12 protein-coding genes are annotated in these 18,377 nt (G+C 65.9%); 6 read left to right on the top strand and 6 right to left on the bottom strand.

Annotated elements, in window-relative coordinates:
• Positions 1-220: 220 nt before the first annotated feature.
• Together AB0L97_RS05185 and AB0L97_RS05180 are read left to right on the top strand one after the other, a co-directional pair.
• Positions 221-604 carry a GFA family protein gene (locus AB0L97_RS05185; RefSeq protein WP_364425410.1) on the top strand — a complete coding sequence of 128 codons (384 nt, stop codon included), beginning with the start codon at positions 221-223 and terminating at the stop codon, positions 602-604.
• A 291-nt stretch (positions 605-895) separates the two neighbouring features.
• Positions 896-2,224, top strand: coding sequence for a cytochrome P450 (locus AB0L97_RS05180; RefSeq protein WP_355078127.1), 1,329 nt, complete (start codon positions 896-898; stop codon positions 2,222-2,224).
• An 86-nt stretch (positions 2,225-2,310) separates the two neighbouring features.
• Here the strand turns inward: AB0L97_RS05180 and AB0L97_RS05175 are convergent, their stop codons facing one another.
• Positions 2,311-2,598 (bottom strand): hypothetical protein, encoded by a 288-nt coding sequence (locus AB0L97_RS05175; protein WP_364425407.1) that lies wholly within the window; start codon positions 2,596-2,598, stop codon positions 2,311-2,313.
• A 67-nt stretch (positions 2,599-2,665) separates the two neighbouring features.
• Between AB0L97_RS05175 and AB0L97_RS05170 the strand changes: the two genes are divergently transcribed.
• Complete coding sequence (locus AB0L97_RS05170; protein WP_364425405.1) at positions 2,666-4,675, top strand: polyprenyl synthetase family protein; 2,010 nt, start codon at positions 2,666-2,668, stop codon at positions 4,673-4,675.
• Positions 4,676-4,732: 57 nt separating this feature from the next.
• Here AB0L97_RS05170 and AB0L97_RS05165 read toward each other — a convergent pair whose 3' ends face one another.
• Positions 4,733-5,551, bottom strand: a complete 819-nt coding sequence (locus AB0L97_RS05165; protein WP_364425403.1) for a hypothetical protein — start codon at positions 5,549-5,551, stop codon at positions 4,733-4,735.
• Positions 5,548-6,153, bottom strand: a complete 606-nt coding sequence (locus tag AB0L97_RS05160; RefSeq protein ID WP_364425713.1) for an ABC transporter ATP-binding protein — start codon at positions 6,151-6,153, stop codon at positions 5,548-5,550. Before AB0L97_RS05160 ends, AB0L97_RS05165 begins: the two co-directional genes overlap by 4 nt.
• 438 nt (positions 6,154-6,591) lie before the next feature.
• On the opposite strand from AB0L97_RS05160, the gene AB0L97_RS05155 reads away from it, so the two are divergent.
• Together AB0L97_RS05155 and AB0L97_RS05150 are read left to right on the top strand one after the other, a co-directional pair.
• On the top strand, positions 6,592-7,038 hold the full coding sequence (locus AB0L97_RS05155; RefSeq protein ID WP_356964133.1) for a hypothetical protein: 447 nt from the start codon (positions 6,592-6,594) through the stop codon (positions 7,036-7,038).
• A gap of 101 nt (positions 7,039-7,139) precedes the next feature.
• Positions 7,140-10,073 carry a tetratricopeptide repeat protein gene (locus AB0L97_RS05150; RefSeq protein ID WP_364425400.1) on the top strand — a complete coding sequence of 978 codons (2,934 nt, stop codon included), beginning with the start codon at positions 7,140-7,142 and terminating at the stop codon, positions 10,071-10,073.
• A 66-nt stretch (positions 10,074-10,139) separates the two neighbouring features.
• Here the strand turns inward: AB0L97_RS05150 and AB0L97_RS05145 are convergent, their stop codons facing one another.
• Positions 10,140-11,537 carry an amino acid permease gene (locus AB0L97_RS05145; protein WP_364425398.1) on the bottom strand — a complete coding sequence of 466 codons (1,398 nt, stop codon included), beginning with the start codon at positions 11,535-11,537 and terminating at the stop codon, positions 10,140-10,142.
• A gap of 432 nt (positions 11,538-11,969) precedes the next feature.
• On the opposite strand from AB0L97_RS05145, the gene AB0L97_RS05140 reads away from it, so the two are divergent.
• Positions 11,970-13,967 (top strand): APC family permease, encoded by a 1,998-nt coding sequence (locus AB0L97_RS05140; RefSeq protein ID WP_364425396.1) that lies wholly within the window; start codon positions 11,970-11,972, stop codon positions 13,965-13,967.
• A 98-nt stretch (positions 13,968-14,065) separates the two neighbouring features.
• Here AB0L97_RS05140 and AB0L97_RS05135 read toward each other — a convergent pair whose 3' ends face one another.
• The gene (locus AB0L97_RS05135; RefSeq protein WP_364425394.1) at positions 14,066-14,980 is read right to left on the bottom strand and encodes an SDR family NAD(P)-dependent oxidoreductase; all 915 of its coding nucleotides are present in this window, start codon (positions 14,978-14,980) and stop codon (positions 14,066-14,068) included.
• 1,259 nt (positions 14,981-16,239) lie between these two features.
• The gene (locus AB0L97_RS05130) at positions 16,240-18,321 is read right to left on the bottom strand and encodes a serine protease (RefSeq protein WP_364425392.1); all 2,082 of its coding nucleotides are present in this window, start codon (positions 18,319-18,321) and stop codon (positions 16,240-16,242) included.
• Between the last annotated feature and the right edge of the window lie 56 nt (positions 18,322-18,377).

Below are 18,377 nucleotides of genomic sequence, written 5' to 3'. Positions count from 1 at the left end.
GAGTCGGCATCGGCATCCGAACGTCTCTGCATGGCCGCCACCGGGGCACGCGACATCAGACTCTTTCAGTAGTCCGCGGTGTTCTGACACATGGCACAGCCGCAAGTCCCCGCTCGGCCCGCCGCGTTCCATTACGCTGACCGGGGCGGACGTCAAGGCTGTCACGCGATGCGCGAATTAGCTGTATTCACAACACTTTTCGGTAGAGAGGGGAATTCCGATGTATGAGGGTGGCTGTCTGTGCGGGCAGATCCGGTTCCGCGCCTGTGCCGAGGCCGGATGGCCGCACCTGTGCTCGTGCCCGCACTGCCAGAAGCTGGCCGGCGGGCCGGTCACAGCCTGGGTCGATTTCCCGCTCGAGAAGTTCGAATGGACTGGTGCGGGCGGTGAGCCGACCTGGTTCGCAACCTTCCCGACCACCAAACGCGGCTTCTGCCCCAATTGTGGCTCGCTCGTCGCCGCGATCGACGACGGCGGCACCGCCATGGGGATCACGATGATGGCCCTCGACGACCACAGCGCGCTCACCCCGGTACACCAGTCCTTCAAACCCCACGCCGTGCCGTGGCTGCCGGTGATCGAAACCGTCGACGGTGGTTCGTAGTCCTGGGCGCTCACCGCGCCGAGCAGGTTTTTGGGCTGGTCGTGGCGGCCGACGATGACGGCGACGGGGCCGGGGATCCAATCGGCGCCCCACCGAGGACCGACGCCCGGGCCCACGTCAGCGGGGCGCCGGGTGGCCTTCGCGCGGTGATGCACTGAACACTCGAGTACAAGATCCTTACCGGCACGTCGACGACTTCGCCTGTGCGAAGCGGTGATAGGCCCGGTATCTATTGCCACTGCGGGGATTTCATGTTTGCGAGTCGCCGAGCGACGGGTTAAGGATGGCTACATGTCGCATGCCACGCTGTCTCTGCGTGAACTCCCTAGGCTACGCACCCGCCACATCGCGCAGATCGGTGGACTGATGCGCCCCGGCACGCACCGTTCCCCCTTGCTGGAATTCGGCGAACGGTTCGTCGTCTCGCCGCCAGGATTTCCGACCATGCTGGTCACTTACGACATGGACGATGTGCGAGGACTGTTCGCCAACCACGACGACTTCTCGGTCGGGCAGGTGCTGAGCCGCTTCTCCAGCCACGACATGATGTTCGGCAAGCAGACGTTGATCTTCCTCGACGGTGACGAACATCGCCGCGAACGTAAGCTGTTCGCACCGCCGTTCCAGAGCAAGGCACTCCGGTCCTACGAGGACCTCATGGTGGAGGTGGTCCAGCGCGAACTGCCGAGCTGGCCTGTCGGTGAACCGTTCGAGTTTCTGAAGGTCGGCTACGACCTGGCCATCGGCGTGCTGCTCGGCGTCGTCTTCGGCGACGTGGCCGCGCCCCGCAAGGACCGGCTGAAACAGGCGGTGAGCCGGTGGTTCGGGGAAATAGAAAGTCGCGGTTTTCTCGCCGTCACCTTGCTCACCCCGCTGGTCGGCGGCTACACGTTGCCCTACCCACCGCTCAGCCGCCGCCAGGCCGAGGTCGACGCCCTCATCATCGAGGAAATCGCCGCGCGCCGGTCCACGCCCGGTGACAGAAACGGCCGGAAGGATGTGCTGTCGCGGTATGTCGGCACCGAACTGGATCAGCACGACGACGCCGCATTGGCCCGCAATATGCGTGGCATCCTGCTCGGCGCCTACGAGACCACCGCGATCACGCTCGGCTGGATCGCCGCCATGCTGGCCGTCCACCCGGCAGCCATGGCCGAGCTCGATGCAGCGGTCGACGCAGGCGACTCCGCCCGGCTCGACGCATACCTCGACGCCGTGGTCGCCGAAACAATGCGAATCCGCCCGGTGTCACCGTTCACCGGGCGGCGCGCACTGCGCGACACCGTGGTCAACGGAGTCCACGTCCCCAAGGGGGCCATCGTCATAGTCCCGATTCTCCTCATTCACGAATCACCACGGCATTACCCGGACCCGATGACCTTCCGCCCTGAACGCTTCCTCGACGAGCCGCCGAACGGCCGCACCTGGCTGACCTTCGGCGCCGGCGCGCATCGCTGTCTGGGTGCCCAATTCGCCTTGGCGGAAGCGCGCATCCTCTTCCGCACCATTCTCGAGCATCGTCGCATCGGTGCGGCCACCGGTCTCGTCGAGCCCCCACGTCGCTATCACACCGGCCTCAGCCCCGCCTACAACGCCCGGATAACCCTGCATCCCCGCTGATCAGACCTGCACCACGGCAGACTGATTCGCCGTCGCGGGAGTCTTCGAGCAACTGGAGTCGTGCAGGTGCCAGCACGGCCGCGCCATCACCAGAGCACGCTCAGCGGAGAGGCCCTGCTGGTGGTCGACGATCGCGAACGATCTGCGGGCCGAAAGACAGCGTAGAAGGTGAACGTCGCCTGCCAGCGCGCCGCGTGAACGTCGATCCAGGTACCGGCGGCGGTCTCGCGCAGCATGACCTCCTGGAACAACTCCCGCTGTAAATCGGGCATCGCTCGATGCGCGGCGCACCCTCCCGATGTCCGGTCGAGCTGCACCGCACTTGCGGATCGGGCCTCAATTTCGGCCGATACCAACATGTTCCGCAGCGACATGGTGTCTCATTGCCATTGATCGGCGGTGTTCTGGATGACCGATGCAACCAGTCAGGAGAGTGCCCGCGTGCCACGTGAAATCGATTCGGCTGTCTTCCCCCATCTGGATGCGGACCTGGACCGGGTCCGTGACGTTCTCGGACCCGTTCGGCTGGAGGGTAGGCCTGAACTGGCGGCGCTCACAGCGGAAGGCCCGGATACCTCGCGCCGCTTGGTCCGTCCCACATTGACCCTATTGTCGTACTACCTGCTCACCGATCCCGCGGCCCCGGCCGACGACCGGGCGGTGCGCGCCGCCGCTGCCGTCGAGTTGCTGCATCTGGGCTCGCTCTACCACGACGACGTCATCGATCACGCATACGAGCGTCGAGGCCGTCCCAGTGCCAATGTGGTGTGGGGTTCGCATATGGCCGTGTTGGGTGGGGACTCCGTGATGCTCACAAGTGTGCGCATGCTGGCCGAACTCGGCGGGCGGGAAGTCCTGGCGGGGGCAATCGCCGGTGAGCGGATGTGCGCGGGCATGGTGATCGAGGCCGCCGACCTCTACGTGGCCTCCCGCGGCGAGCAGTCCTACCTGGACGCGATCGACGGCAAGACGGCGGCGGTGCTCTCGCTGGCATGCCGGGTGGGCGCGATGCAGGCCGGCAGGCCCGACGATCAGCAACAGGCGTCGGCCCAGTTCGGCCGGTACTTCGGACTGGCCTACCAGCTGTATGACGACATCCTCGATTTGACCTCCACCACCGAAGAACTGGGTAAGCCCGTCAACGCGGATCTGTCCGCGGGCATTTACACACTGCCCGTGATCCGCGCGGCCGCCCGCAACAGAAGCCTTGCTCGCTTGTTGCAGAGCAGAATGACGCTCGAGCAAGCCGCGCGCGCCCGCGAGATCGTCATCGCCTGCGGCGCCGTGGACGAAGCACAAGCGGTGGCTGATGAGTTCATGGACCGGGCCGCCGGTCAGCTCGCCACTCTGCCCGTCGATCCGGGCGCTCGCCACGCGATCACCGCCTACGCCCGGTCCATACTCGACCGGCGAACTCCTGGTCGCGCGGTCCCCCGGCGGTCGACGCAGCCGCCTCGAACCCGCGGCGATGGGCTTCCGGCGCAGCTCGGGCGATGGTTGCGGAACTGGCTGGTGGACACCGGCCTTGCCGTCTCCTCTACCGAGGCGGACTACCACCGGTGGACGGGGGCGATCCAGATCCCGGCGCAAACATTGGCCCCAGCGGCGAACGAGGCCCGGGAACAGACCGCCTACGGCATGGCCGTGCTGGTCCTCGCCTGGGATGACCTTTTCGAGGATCCACAGCTGAGGGACCCGGAAGCCGTGACCGCCTTGCGACGTGGCATGGTGGCGACGTTGCGCCAGGACCCGGAGAAACCGTGGCGGCCCGGCGCGATTCCGACGGCTTGGGCGAGCATATGGCCGCGCCTGCGCGAGGGCCGGACCATCCGCTGGCAGAAGCGGTTCCTCGACGGCATCGAGGAGTGGTTCGAAGCCGCCGAACGCGAAGCCCATCATCGCATCAGTGGCTACGTCCCTTCCACGGCCGACTACCTGCCGATGCGGATGTCGACCAGTGGGATCGAAACCGCCATCGCCTGCATGGAGGTGTACCACGACCGGGAACTGCCATCGACGCTGCGCGAACACCCCGTGATCCGCCGTCTCGAGGAACTCGCCTTTTGGGTCACCTTCGTGGAGAACGACCTGGTGGGACTGGATCAGGACGAGGCAGACCGAGTTCCCTACAACCTGGTGCGGGCGGTCTGTCACGAAACCGGCTGCACTCGCGACGAAGCCGTGGACCAAGTGCGGCGCCAAGTGGCGGATCAGCGCGCCCAGCTCGAGGCGATAATCCACTACGTCCCCGCGCTCCTGCGCGTTCTTCCCGGCTTGGCGGGGCAGGGGAAGGACTACGCGGAGATGTATGTGAACATTACGAGCGTGGGGCTCTGGGGGCGTGAAAGCAATCGGTATACGCAGACCTCCGCTGTCGCAGCGCCGGATCTCGAACGCTTGCGCCGTGAGGTCTACCTCCCGGCCGACGAACCGGCTCCTACGCTGTCGTAAGCCCCGCAGTCGGCAAGAGTCCCGCACCTCCACCGTGTGGTCGTGCGAGATGCATCCTCAGTGCATCACCGACTGTCCGGACCCCTTCGGGCTCCAGATGCGCATCCACATCGTAGGTCGAAGAGAGGAACGGGTGCGCCGATGGAAAGCGATCAGACCGACGAGGGCGCTCGCGATGAACCAGGCTAGTTGTACGGCGAATCCCGTCAATGGCGTGGCGTCGGAGAAACCGGCTGTGGTCGAAGCCTGCATGGCCCCATAGGAGGGCAGCCAGCGCACGAAATCGCTGTCCGCCCCAGCACTGGCGATGGGGTTCTGTACGGCCATGTCGAAGCAGCTGATCATCGCGATGGCGAACATCCCCTCCACCTCTCGGCGCAGCAGCGCGCCGAAAGCCACACCCAGCGCCCCGTATGTCATCGCCGCGCCGAAAAGCGCCGCGGCGAGCAGGACAGGCTGCCGCGGCGACCAGTAGCAGCAGATGACCGCCGTGGCGTACACGCAAACCACCACCGAGGCCACCACCAGGCAGGCGATCTTCGCCAAACCCGAAGAGACCCGGGGGTACCCCGCCATCGAGAGGCGCCGGTCGAATGCGCCGCTGCTGAAAGTGGCAGCGAACATCATGAACCCTATGATCAGCGAGACCGCCATCAGGGCGCCGCTGACCTGAGCGAGCTCGTTACCGTTGGCGCGCAGAACCAGACCGGTGTCTCGAAGCCGGAACGGCACCTCGAGGTCCGTGACGGCCACGCGGACCACGGTGATCAATATGGGAAGGAAGAAGGCCACCAACAGCATGGCGAAACGGTTACGCGCGTGCTCGATGAGACCGTAGCGCGTGGCGATCACGAACAAGCGCACACGATCACTCATCCGGCATTCTCCTGTCCGCCTCGTAAGACGCCGTCGCGCAACCGCCACACCTGGTCCAGCTTGTCGGTGTCGTGAGCCAGATGCGAGACCACCAAGACCGACCGGTCGGTGTCACGGAATTCCGCGACCAGATCCCAGAAACGCAGATACGTCTCCCAATCGAAACCCTGATACGGCTCATCCAGCAGCAAGACCTGTGGATCATGCATCACCGCCAGCGTCAGGTTGAGCTTTTGCCGCGTACCGCCGCTCAGCGTCCCGACCCGCTCACCGGCGTACTCCGCGAAACGCAAGATCTCCATGGTCTCCTCCGCGCGGCGCAGGTCCGGGATCGCATAGGCCTCGGCGAAGAAGTTCAGGTGCTGACGCACTGTGAAAGCGTCGTTCAGGATCACCTGCTGAGGGCAGTAACCGAACCGCCCACGGTGGCGGACCCTCCCCCGGTCCGGTCGCAGCTCTCCGGACAGAACCTTCAGCAGCGTCGACTTACCCGCCCCGTTCTCACCGACGATGCCCACCAGCGTCCCCGGAGGCAGCACTATGTCGACGCCACGCAGCACCGACCGTCTGCCGTACGCGTGGTGGACGTCCTCCACCTCCATCAACGCCCCCGATCCAGTGGCCCGACAGCGGCTCGAATGCTATCAATCGACAACGAAACCCGGTGCCGGAACGCCAATTTCGCGACACCGAACCGTCGCGCGGAAGGTGACTTTCTCCGGGCTGTGGTATCCGAGTCCGCATATCCGATCGGCGGCCGGGATGAGTTGCCGGGCAGCCCGACAAACCGGGCATGGCTCCCAATCGCAAACAGCCGCAACGGTTTTTGGCTCGTGCCGGTGTCACCGCAGCGTTGATCTCGGGTAGCGCGACGTTCACACTGAACTGAGCGCAAGTGCCGTCTCCAGTGATCGCTGGGAACGGCATGCTCAGCGGCCGGCCCCGGGCAGCACGCAGAATCATTCACGGAAAAGGTTGGCTTTGCCGCGATCGTGCACACTTGAGCTACTCGTCCGAGTCGCCACAGAGGGGGAATTCGAATGGACCCGGCCACCATAGTCGCCACCGCGGTCGCGGTCGGCGCCGCCGCCGGTCTCACCGATACTGCCAAGCAATCCGTGACCGACGCGTATGCGGCGTTGAAGGGTCTACTCACCCGCCGCTATCGCGATGTGGATCTAGCACAGGTGGAGGCGGACCCGGACGCCGCCGCCGAACGGGAAGCCCTCGCGGGCGCGCTGGAGGCGTACGGCGCCGCCGATGACCACGAATTACTCACCACAGCAACAGAACTCATTTCCGCGGCAGCGCGAGCGGACGTGGGAGCCGCCGGCGTCGACCTGGAGATGGTAGAGGCCGCCGCGTTGCGGATCAGCCGCGTCACGGCAACCGGCACCGGTGTGCGGGTGCACGGCGGACGATTCAGCGGGGATATCCACATCGAGGACATCGATGCGGGGGCCGGTGACTCGTCACACCCCGGCTGAGCGCGGCGGCCTCGACCGACGCCCCCGCGCTGACCACCCATATCGTCACTACGCTCTCCGACGTTCACGCCCGCGACATCTATCTCACAGCAGGCATTCGCGTGTCGTCTCCGGCTACGAGCGTGGTAGTCGTCGGCCGGATCCCCCGGCAGCCACCACGATTCGTCGTCCGCGACGAGCTGGCACGTCTGCGTCGAGCACTGGAGCGCCCTGCGGCGGCCGTCGTCGTCACCGGACTGCGCGGCGCGGGCAAGACCCACCTGGCGGCCGCTCACGCACGCTCACTGTTCGATTCCGGACAGGGTCTGGTGGGGTGGGTCAATGCCGAAACGCCGGACAGCACACTGTCCGGACTCGCCGATATCGCCCAGCGGCTGGGCGTCGCCGACCCCGACGGCGACTCGGCGGTGTCGGCCCGGCGGTTACGCGATCACCTCTCCGGAGACACCGTCGCGGCGCTATTGGTGTTCGACAACGCCACCGACGCCGACCACCTCCGGGAGCTGTTGCCGACCGGCGGCCGCACGCGCATCGTGATCACCAGCGTCGACCGGTCCTTCGCGGCCTTCGGCGAGGCGGTCGACGTCACCTGTTTCACTCGCCCTGAATCGGTGCGCTACCTCGCCGACTCGACCGGACTCGGCGACGACGGTGCCGATCAGGTCGCCGAGGACCTGGGTGACCTGCCGCTGGCACTGTCCGCCGCCGCCGCGACGATGGTCGGTCGCCGCCTCGGCTACGCGCAGTACCGGCAGCTGCTGCACGACAGCCCATTGCCGACCGTATTGCGGCGCACCGCCGGTCACGACTATCCCCGGTCGGTCGTCCAGGCGATCTCGTTGTGCATCGAAACCACCGAGGGCGTCACCGGCGATTACCAGCTCGCGGCCGACGTCGCCTGGCTTCTGGGTGCGATGGCCATGCTCTCGCCCGGTGGCGTGCACCGATCCCTGCTCGCCACCAGCCCCAGGCGAATCGACGAGGCACTGGAACGATGTGTGGCTGGTTCCCTGCTGTCCTGGTCGACTTCCGGCGAGGCGCTGATCATGCACCGGCTCGTGAGCCGCGTGCTGCGCGAACGCGGTTCGAATACGCAGTCCATCAGCTTGTTCCGGCGAGCGACCGCGGCACTTCGTAATCGGGCTCCTGCCGCGCGGTCCACGGTCGAACTCGTCCGGTCCGCACTCGCCATCATCATGCGAAATACGTTTCCGCCCTCGCAGGCGTGGGCGCGCCGGCAGGACGGCGCGCATCTCGTCGATCAGATCGACGCGCTGTGGGACACCGGAATGGTGCACAACAGCACGAGAAAACATGCCGCGGCAATGATCGCCGTTCGCAGATGGGCCGTCGAGCAGCTGACCGAGGCCGCCGACACCGCCAGAGCGCTGACCCTCGCGCAGGATGTCGTCATCTCCAGCGAGCAGATCCTCGGCGGCGAGCATCCCGATACGTTCACTGCCCGATATCTACTGGCCCGGGCCCACGCCGCCTGCGGCAGGCTCGATGAAGCAGCCGCCCGGCTCGAGGCGTACCTGACCGACGCCGGGCAGGTTCTCGGACTTGCCCATCCCGTCACGCTGGCCATGCGCTTTCAACTGGCGGACACGTACCTCCAGGCCGGGTTCCTGGACAAGTCCAGGGCCCTGCACACCGAGAACATCGCGCACAGCCAGCAGGTATTCGGTGCGGACGCGTACCAGACCCTCAACTTTCGCGGCGGGCTCGCTCAGGTCCACCTGTCGGCGGGTCACCTCGCGGACGCGATCGCCATCTTCGAGGATCTTCTGCCCGTCTACCTGAGGGTACTCGGTGCCGATCACGTCGATTCGTTCCTCTGCCTGCACAAACTCGCCCGCGCTTACGGGGCGGCAGGACGCACCGACGAGGCCGTCCCGCTGCTGCGGAAGAACCTCGACGACGCCATGCGGATCTTCGGAGGTGATCATCCCGTCACGCTGGCCTGCCGCAACAATCTCGCCGAGATCTACGAGGCCATCGGCAGAGCCGACGACGCCGTCCGTCTCGGCGAAGCAAACCTCGTCGAGCGGCTGCGGGTCCTCGGGCCGGAACACCCGGACACACTCATAACCCGCCACAACCTCGCCTGTGCCTTGCAGACGGCCGGGCGGCTCGCGGACGCCATCGCACTTTTCGAAGCGAATATCGCCGATTTTCCCCGGATACTCGGTTCCGACCACCCGATCACCCTGCTCACTCAGGGCGGGCTCGCCATCGCCTACAGCGCGTCCGGACGCTGGGACGAGTCGATCGCCATACAGGAAGCCTCCCTGCGTGATCGCCTCCGGATTCTCGGTCCCGACCATCCCGACACCCTGAAGGCGCGCAACAACCTCGCCGACGCCCTGGGAGTGCGGCAACCAGGACGGGCCATTCCATTGCTGGAGGCCAACGTCTCCGCCAGCGCGCGAGAACTCGGTCTCGACCACCCCGACACCTTGACCTACCGGTACAACCTCGCCGCCGCCTACCACGCGGCAGGCCGCATCGATGACGCCCTCACCAACCACCGAACCACCTTGACCGACCGACTGCGCGTCCTCGGACCAGACCACCACGCCACCCTCGCCTCTCGCGACAACCTCGCGGCCGCGTACCGCTCAGCCGGTCACCTCGACACCGCGATCGACTTGTTCAAGACGAATCTCGCCGAGTACCACCGCGCGCTTCCCGGCCATCCACGGCTCCGGAGCACCCGCAACGCGCTTGCCGACACCCTCCGAGCCGCAGGCCGATTCGAGGAAGCCATTCCCCTGTACGAGGCGAACATCGACCAGCAGGAGTTCGGCCCCGACGACTCCCTCACCGCGCGTTCGGTCAACGGACTCGCGCTCGCCTATCACGCGGCAGGCCGATTCGAGGAGGCCGTGAAACTCTTCGAGACAATGTCCGACCAGACGAAGCGAGCCCTCGGCAGCGACCATTCACCGGCTGACGTACTGCGCGACCATCTTGCCGCGGCCGAGCAGATAGCCGAGACCCACAGGCGGCACCCTCCGAACCCGCCGGCCTGAGACTCGATTCAGCCCATCCCCCTGCGGCGCAGCAAGTCACTAACCAGGAAACGATATGGGAGTGGGTCAGGTGCCGCCCTCGGCGAGCGCTTCGACGTCGCCAACCCCACGCGGCCGTCCGGCCTTGACCCACATCAGATGCAAGCCTGCGGCGAGGAGCAGGGCCACGAGCAGACTGAACACCGGCTCGCCGCGGGCCAGGTTCACCAGCAAGGTGAATCCGACGACGACAACGCCCACGATGTTGAGCATCAGAGAACGGAACCGGCCCTCGCGGTGGGAGAACACTGCCATGGCCACCAGCCCGGCCAGGAAGCTCAGAAACACCGCCACCGCGTAGAACAGGACCAGCCGCTGGTCGTAGCCGCCTGCCGCCACGGTGACAGCCGCGGCGATTCCGGTGAACCACGCCACGCCCCAATACGGTGTGTGGCGGGTGTTCGTGCGGGCGAGCATCGGGGGCAGGATTCCGGTGCTGCGTCCAGCAGCATCGGTGTGCCGAGCCAGAGCTTTCAGCAGGCCCGGACCGGCCTGGAAAGACGAACTCGCCGCGGACAGCAACAACAAGGCCGTCACGAGTTGGAACGCGGCGAACAACGGAGCGGGTGCCGCGATCCGAGCCAGCTCGGCGATCTGCGTGGTGCCCTCGGGCGGGACCCCGACGCGAAGGTGATGGGCTTCCAGGGTCAGTCCCAAAGTTATGGCGCCGACGATGGCGAGTGTCAGCCATAGCGTGACCTTCCCGAAGTACCTGCGGCCCCGATCATCGAGTTGACCGAGCTGGGCGATGGCCGAAGACGGAGCCTCCACACCCGTCGCCAGTGCCATGGCGACAGGGAAGGCCAACACAACCGCCAGCACGGACCGGTGTCCGGCAGTGGTGGTGATGGTGCCGATCGGTTGAGGGTGCGCACCGAGCCCAAACGCCAGGACCGCCATGGAAACGGCGATGAAGGCGATGGTCATCGCACCGAACACCATCCGTCCCGAATGGCCGAACCACGTTGCCGCCCCCACGAGGACAACCAGCGCCAGGGCCAAGACGCTGCGCTCGGGCGCTAGCGCAGGGATGTAGGCGATCATCGCCGAGGCACCGGCGGAGACGCTGATCGCAATCGTGAGGACGAAATCCACGATCAAGGCCGCGATCGGCACGAACGCCCAACCCTCACCGAAGGCCTCCCCTGTGGCAGCCGATGCCCCACCGCCCTGCGGATACCGCGCGATGAGCTGCTGATAGTTCACGATCACCAACGCGATGACCGCTACGACCAGCGTCATCGCCGGTAGCAACAGACCCAGATCACCATCGAGAGCGCGCAACGCGGCCTCGATCGCATAGGCCACCGACGACACCGGATCGGCCATCACCGCGAAGGCGAATGCGAGTAGCAGAGCCAGGCGCGCGTTGAGCGCCACGGACACGCGGCCTCGGGCAACGCCGGGCTGGGATGTCTCGGGCACGAGATCACTTCCGTCGATCGACGAATACGTATGCCGACCAGACTTCCCGGCGCTCCTGCATCAAGATTCCGTCAAGTCAGCCTGCGAAGCAAGTCACGCCGACGACCATCGCCGCGAACGTATCGGTCCGATAGTCCTGTGGCGCTGGACCGACAAGGCGCGCAACGGCCGTAACACTGCGCTCGGTGTGCCGCATGACGGTATCGGCTGCCTGCGGCTCGTCCGAACTGCCCATGTTCGCGACCCGTGGATGCCGACCACTCGCAAGGCGCCCGCCAGCGCACGCGCGCTTCAGCAAACCGCGCTGGTCGCGGCAAAGGCGCAGATAACATGGACTTGAAGAATCCTCGCGGAGGGCTGGGCAATTTTTTACGGAATACATACGGTTTGTGCGATGCGGGATCGAGGTCAGTCGCCTTAGGCTCGCTCATCGTGGTTTCACCGATCGACATCGCCAAGCGAGTTGTGCTCGGACGCCCGTTTCGCAGCGATCGGCTCGGTGAGACGTTGCTGCCGAAGCGACTGGCGCTACCGATTTTCGCCAGCGACCCGCTGTCCTCGGTCGCGTATGCGACGCAGGAGATCCTGCTCATCCTCACCCTCGGTGGGCTCAGCTACCTCTATCTCACACCGTGGGTCGCGGGTGGCGTCGTCGTCCTGCTCGCGGTCGTCACCCTGTCCTACCGCCAAGTGGTGCAGGCCTATCCCTCCGGTGGCGGCTCCTACGAGGTGGTCGCCGAGAACCTGGGGCCGCTTCCCGGGCTGGTCGTGGCGGCGGCACTGCTGGTCGACTACGTGATGACCGTGGCAGTGTCGGTCGCCGCCGGCGTCGACAACGTCATCTCCGCGATCCCCGACCTGAACGCGCATCGCGTACTGATCAATATCGGGTTCATCGCGTTCCTGACCGCGATGAACCTGCGCGGCGTGCGCGAATCGGGCCGCGCGTTCGCCATCCCCACCTATGGATTCGTCGTCGGTGTACTGGTGATGATCGTGGTAGGTCTGGGTCAGGCGCTGCTCGGACATGCACCGGTCGCCGAGAGTGCGCACTACGAAATCCGCGCCGAGCACGTCGGTCTCAGCGCCGCGGCGATCGCTTTCCTGGCTCTGCGAGCGTTCTCGTCCGGCTGTACGGCGTTGACGGGTGCCGAGGCGATCTCCAACGGTGTGCCCGCGTTCCGGAAACCGAAAGCGCTCAACGCGGCCCGCACCATGTCCGCCATGGGCCTGATCGCCATCACCATGTTCTCGGGCGTGACCGTCCTCGCCATGATCTCCCACACCCGCGTCACCGAGAACACCTGCGATCTGATCGGGTTCCAGGGCAACTGCGAGACCGACGCCCAGAAGACCGTGATCGCACAAATCGCGGCCGCGGTGTTCGGTGGCCACAGCCTCCCGTTCTACTACCTGATGGTGACGACGGCGCTCATCCTCATTCTGGCCGCGAACACCGCCTACAATGGCTTCCCGCTCCTGAATTCGATTCTGGCCCAGCACCGATACATGCCGCGGCAGTTGCACACGCGCGGTGATCGGCTGGCATTCTCCAACGGCATCATCCTGCTCGCGGTGGTCGCGGGCGGCCTCGTCTACGCCTTCGATGCCGAGACGACCCGCCTGATCCAGCTCTACATCGTCGGTGTCTTCACCTCGTTCACACTCTGTCAGGCAGGCATGGTGCGGCATTGGAATCGCGAACTCGCGACTGCGACGACAACTGCCGACAAGCGCCGCATCCACCAGGGCCGGCTGATCAACGCGTTCGGCGCGGTCTTCACGGGGGTCGTCTTGGTGGTCGTCATGGTCACCAAGTTCGCCCACGGCGCCTATCTCGTGGTTTTCGCCATGCCGGTGCTGGTACTGATCATGTGGCTGATCAACCGCCACTACAACACCGTTCGCACCGAACTGGCTGTCGACGAGGACAGCATCGAGACCCTGCCCAGCCGGGTGCACGCCCTGGTGTTGGTCTCCGGCTGGCACAAGCCGACCCAGCGCGCCGTCCAATTCGCACGGGCCACCCGCCCGGACACGCTCACCGCCATCACCGTCAACGTCGACGACACCGATACCCGCCTGTTGCATCAAGACTGGGACAAACACAACGTCAGCATCCCGCTCAAGGTGATCGAGTCGCCGTATCGGGAGATCACCCGCCCCGTCCTCGACTACATCAAACGACTACGCAAGGACCATCCCCGCGACGTCGTCGCTGTCTATATCCCCGAATACGTGGTCGGTCACTGGTGGGAGAATTTCCTGCACAACCAGAGCTCGCTTCGCCTGAAGGCACGCTTGCTCTTCGAACCGGGGGTGATGGTCACCAGCGTCCCGTGGCAGCTACGCTCCTCACGCTCGCGTGACCTGTCGAAAATCGAACACTCCCCCGGCGAAATCCGCCGAGGCATCACGCACGTCCCATGACGAGGCGGCGCGGTGCACCAGTGCAGGTACTGCTAGAGGTGCGTGGACAGGCCTGGGGAGGTTCTTCGTCGAACGACCTTCCGGCCGTGCGGTGGCGATCAGACCGGGAAGGTGACTCCGGTCAGTTCCTCGGAGACCGTCCACAAACGTTGCTGAATCGCCATGTCATGGGATCGGGCGCTCGATTCGACGATCTTCGGGTAGCCGCGGGTCTCCAGGAATCCGCCCGGCCCGTAGTACTCACCGCCCAGCACGCCGGGATCGGTGGCCGCGCGCAGGACCGGCAAGGCCCCCATCGCCGGGGTCTGCGTGACGATGGGAGCGACCACGGGCACGAGCGCACGCAGCGCAGCGGGCATGTTGCGCATCAGGTCGGTATTCGCCGCACCGGGGTGAGCCGCGACCGCGATCGTCTTGCCGTTGCCGGTCAGGCGACGTTGCAGTTCGTAGGTGAACATCAGGTTCGCCAGCTTGGACTGGCCGTAGGCCGCCACCCGATCGTAGGACCGCTCGCCTTGCAGATCGTCGAAGTCGATTCGCGCCCGGATTCGATGTCCGACACTGCTGACCGTGACCACCCGCGAGCCCGGCACCGGCAGCATCCGGTCGAGCAACAGCCCGGTGAGCGCGAAGTGTCCCAGATGATTCGTCCCGAATTGCAGCTCGAACCCGTCGCTGGTGGTCTGTCTCGGCGGGTACATCACCCCGGCGTTGTTGATCAAGAGGTCGATCGTGGCGTGAGCGGATTTCAGCTGTTCGGCAGCAGTCCGTACAGATGCCAGCGAGGTCAGGTCCAGCTGTTGGATGGTTGTGTCCGCGCCGGGAACGGCACCGGCGATACGGTCTGCGGCGTGTTTGCCCTTGTCGACATCCCGAACCGCCAACACCACCGACGCACCGTGCGCCGCGAGCGCTCGGGCCGTCTCGAACCCCAGCCCGCTGTTGGCGCCGGTGACGACCGCTAGTCGTCCCTTCTGGGCTGGTATGTCTTGCTCGGTCCACCTGTTCGCCATTTTTCCTCCCAACGATCGGACGGTCCGTCGCATTGTCCGACGAGCCCGGCGGGGGTGGGACTCACACTCACACCGTCGCGCTCCCGCCGCGGTTGCGCAAGAGGGCGGCGAGACATCGATGGGGAGGTCCTTGCGTGGCCGACGACGGTCATGGTGTCGCGGGTGTGCGACGGCCTGAAAGGTCTTCCGGATGCGATCGACGCCGTGTGGCAGCGCGGTCGTGCACACCAGCGTGCGCAACACATTCCGGTATACCCGCCAGTCTCGCGGCGGCCCGGGCCTGGCTCCGGTGCCCAGCGGTTTACCTATTGAGGGAGAATACGGACGTGAGCGACGCACCGGAATCCTTGCCAGGGCCCAGCCGGAAGGGGTTCGACGAGCTGGACCGGTCGCGCAGAAACAGGACGAAGGGATGAAGGCTGTGGAGACTCCCGGAGTGGGAGACGGCACGTCGAAAGTCACCCGACTACCACGTCGCCCGCGGCGCGTGGCAGAAGAGGCCGGCGAACGTCTCCAAAAGACTCGGCGCTCGGACGGTGGCTCCGTCTATGATCCTGCACCGACCAAGCCCGTACTGCGATCGGAACTGCAGCGGGAGACAGGGTGGTGGCCGGTCGACCCCGGCGCGGCGCGGCACCCCGCTCCGAAGGATGATCCGGGCAGTGCCGAGCCTGATGCCAGTGTCATCGATCTCGACGCGTTGCGGCGGAAACGAGCTGGTGACGATGCTCCGGCCGCCGGTATTCGGCGCATGGTCAAACCGCGCCGAGTGGGAAAGAGTGCAAGCGAGAGAGCAGGCACCGAAGGTCAGCCCGATAGTGGTCGCAACGGTGACCCCGACCAGGTGGACGGACCTGCTGGGCCACGGTGAACTCTTCGCTAGGCCGTCGCCGCACCCAGCGCCCACACATATCCGTCGGCAATCCACATTGCGTTAACCGGTGCGGGAAGCTCATACCGTTGGGGACGACTCTGGCGGCACCGACAGCCATCCGCCACCGGTCCGCCGACATCGAACACGACTGTGAGCAGCCGGTAGAAATCCTGCTGGAATAAAGTTCCAGCAACTCCGCGAAGTATCCGCGCAGTCCTCAGGCACAAACTCGGTCATTGCCGACGACTGCGAACTCGCTCGCCACCGTTCCGCACCTGACGGCCAGGTTGAGCAAGTGACCGGGATGGCCCTGGCACCGCCGCTCTCACCGGCCGCGTCCGACGTGTCACGCGGGTGCCGGACCATCACGAACCACGGACTCCCGTCATGGTCCCGTCGTCGGCGCGACACCGTTGTGGATGGCTTGCGCGACAGCTGGATGGGCAAGGTACTCAGCGATGCTGTGGGCCCGTTCCTTGGGATTGTCGACGGGAATCTCCCGCAGCTGTCCCTTCCAGATATGGCGCAGCGGGCATCCGATGGTGATCGGATCCACCACGGACCAGGCATTCAGCCAGTCGCCGACACGCTCCGGCCGGTGCGGTCCTGGGACCAGGAGTTTGTTGTAAACCGCGTCCAGCCCCAGGGGACTGCCGAGAGTGAGCAGCACGGCGACGTCGAGCTGGGGCTGGAGCCGGGTGAGCAGATCCATCGCGACCACGGTGCCGAGGCTGTGGCTGACGAGGGTGAGCCGTCCCGATGCGGGAGCGGTCTCGAGGACACAGTCGAGTACCGCTTGCCGGATCTGCTCGTCGGCGAGGTACGAAGCGACGTCCCGGAAGACTTGGGCGATGATGAGCTCGTCCAGGTCGGTACGGGCGGCCAGCCAGCTGAGCTGCCGCTGCAGCCTGCTCACGATCGCGCTGCCGATCGAACCGAGTCCTTCCGCTTCGACCCGGTCGGCCGGTTGCCCGTCCTCGGCGGGCATGCCCGCGTCCGCGGCCGCGTTCTGCAGGATCTGTTCGTACAGCCGGCGAGCCTGCGGCGTGGTCGGCGCCATTGCCAGCGCATGATCGACGGCCATGGTCTCGGGCGCGAGTGCCGTTTCCTCCGTGGGCTGCAGCAGGGCTGCCAAACGGTCGCCGTAGAACGGGAAGAAGGCATCCGCGGGATCGAACGTGCTGAGCCCGGCGAGGGTGAGGCCCTTGTTGAGGCCGGCGGTCCACTCGCGGCGCAGAAGTTCGGGATCGCGACCATGCTGGCTGCGGCCATGCAGGAACAGCAGGTGACGTGTGCCGCCGAAGGCGCCTGCTCGGGCGGTGACGCCGTGGCGGAGTTCCGTGCTTTCACGCGGCGCAGAAGCCGGACCTATCTGTTCGGTGCGGTCCTCGGCAGGTGCGAGGCGGGGGCGGATCGCCGATGGTCCGCCGACCGGCCCGGCGTTGGGACCGAGTTCGGCGAGAAACTCCTGGTCGCGCGCCGAGCGCTGCAGTCCGGCCAGGTGCGTGAGTATCGCACTGATGCGCACTCCCTCGTTGGCCCTCCAGGCAATCGCGTCGTCACCGTCGCCCTCGTGCCAGACTGTGCCGTCACGGCGCAGAATCCGCCCTTGCTCGTCGGTGCGCGGAACGCCGGAGTGGTGCAACGCGACGACCTCCCACTGGTCGTTGAAGACCGGCGAGCCGGAGTTCCCCGGTTCGGTGTCGGTCGAGTAATGCAGGAAGTCATCGAGCTGCAAGTCGAGCTGGTTGCGGCGGATGCCGATCTCCTTGAGCCTGCCCATCGGGTGCCCGACGATGTTCATCGCCTCACCGATGACGATCTTTCCCTGGTCCATGATCAGCCGGTTCCACCAGCCGACGGCGTCGCCGAGCGGCTTGCCGTCGGCGCCGGGACGAACCGGCACCAAAGTGAAATCCAGGTGCTCATCGGTGACGAAGAAGTCGGGGTCGAGACGGAATCGCGCAGGAAGGCGAGGGTCGTTGTCGATCGTCGTCTCGGCGCCGAACTCGATCACGACCTGCCGGGCGGTGTCCTGGTCGGGAAGTACGTGATTGTTGGTCAGCAGCAGCCGGGGCGACACCAGGAACCCGGTGCCCAGCGGTACTTCTCGGCCGTTGCGGCTCAGCGAGATCCGCGCGACCGACGCCGCCGTGCGAGCACCGCGGGAAAGGAAGTTGGCCGGTTGGAGTTCGTTGCTGGCGCCGATGATCCGCTCGAGCGTCGTGACCCGGTCGGAGGGCTCGATCCGGCCGACTTCGATCATGGCCTCGACCGGCATCTCGCCGCTGGTCGCGAGCCGCTGCGCCCGAGCGCAGATCTGTTCCGGAGAGTCGACAACCGGACTGTCCTTCATTTTGCGACGTTGCTCGATGTCTTCGCGCTTGGTCTCGGTCGCGACGTAACGTTCTGCGGCGGCCCCGATCTGCTTCAACCACGCCGCTTGGACTTGTTCACGAGAATTCATGGTGCAACCGCCTGGAAACAGAGGTTGATGTGGTCATGTCCGCTACTGGCGGAGTG

Origin of the sequence: Nocardia sp. NPDC051911 (assembly GCF_040681035.1) — a bacterium.
In the GTDB taxonomy this organism is placed as follows: Bacteria; Actinomycetota; Actinomycetes; order Mycobacteriales; family Mycobacteriaceae; genus Nocardia; species Nocardia sichangensis.
Note: the sequence above shows the minus strand (reverse complement) of the source record. Positions and strands in the feature narration are given on the sequence as shown.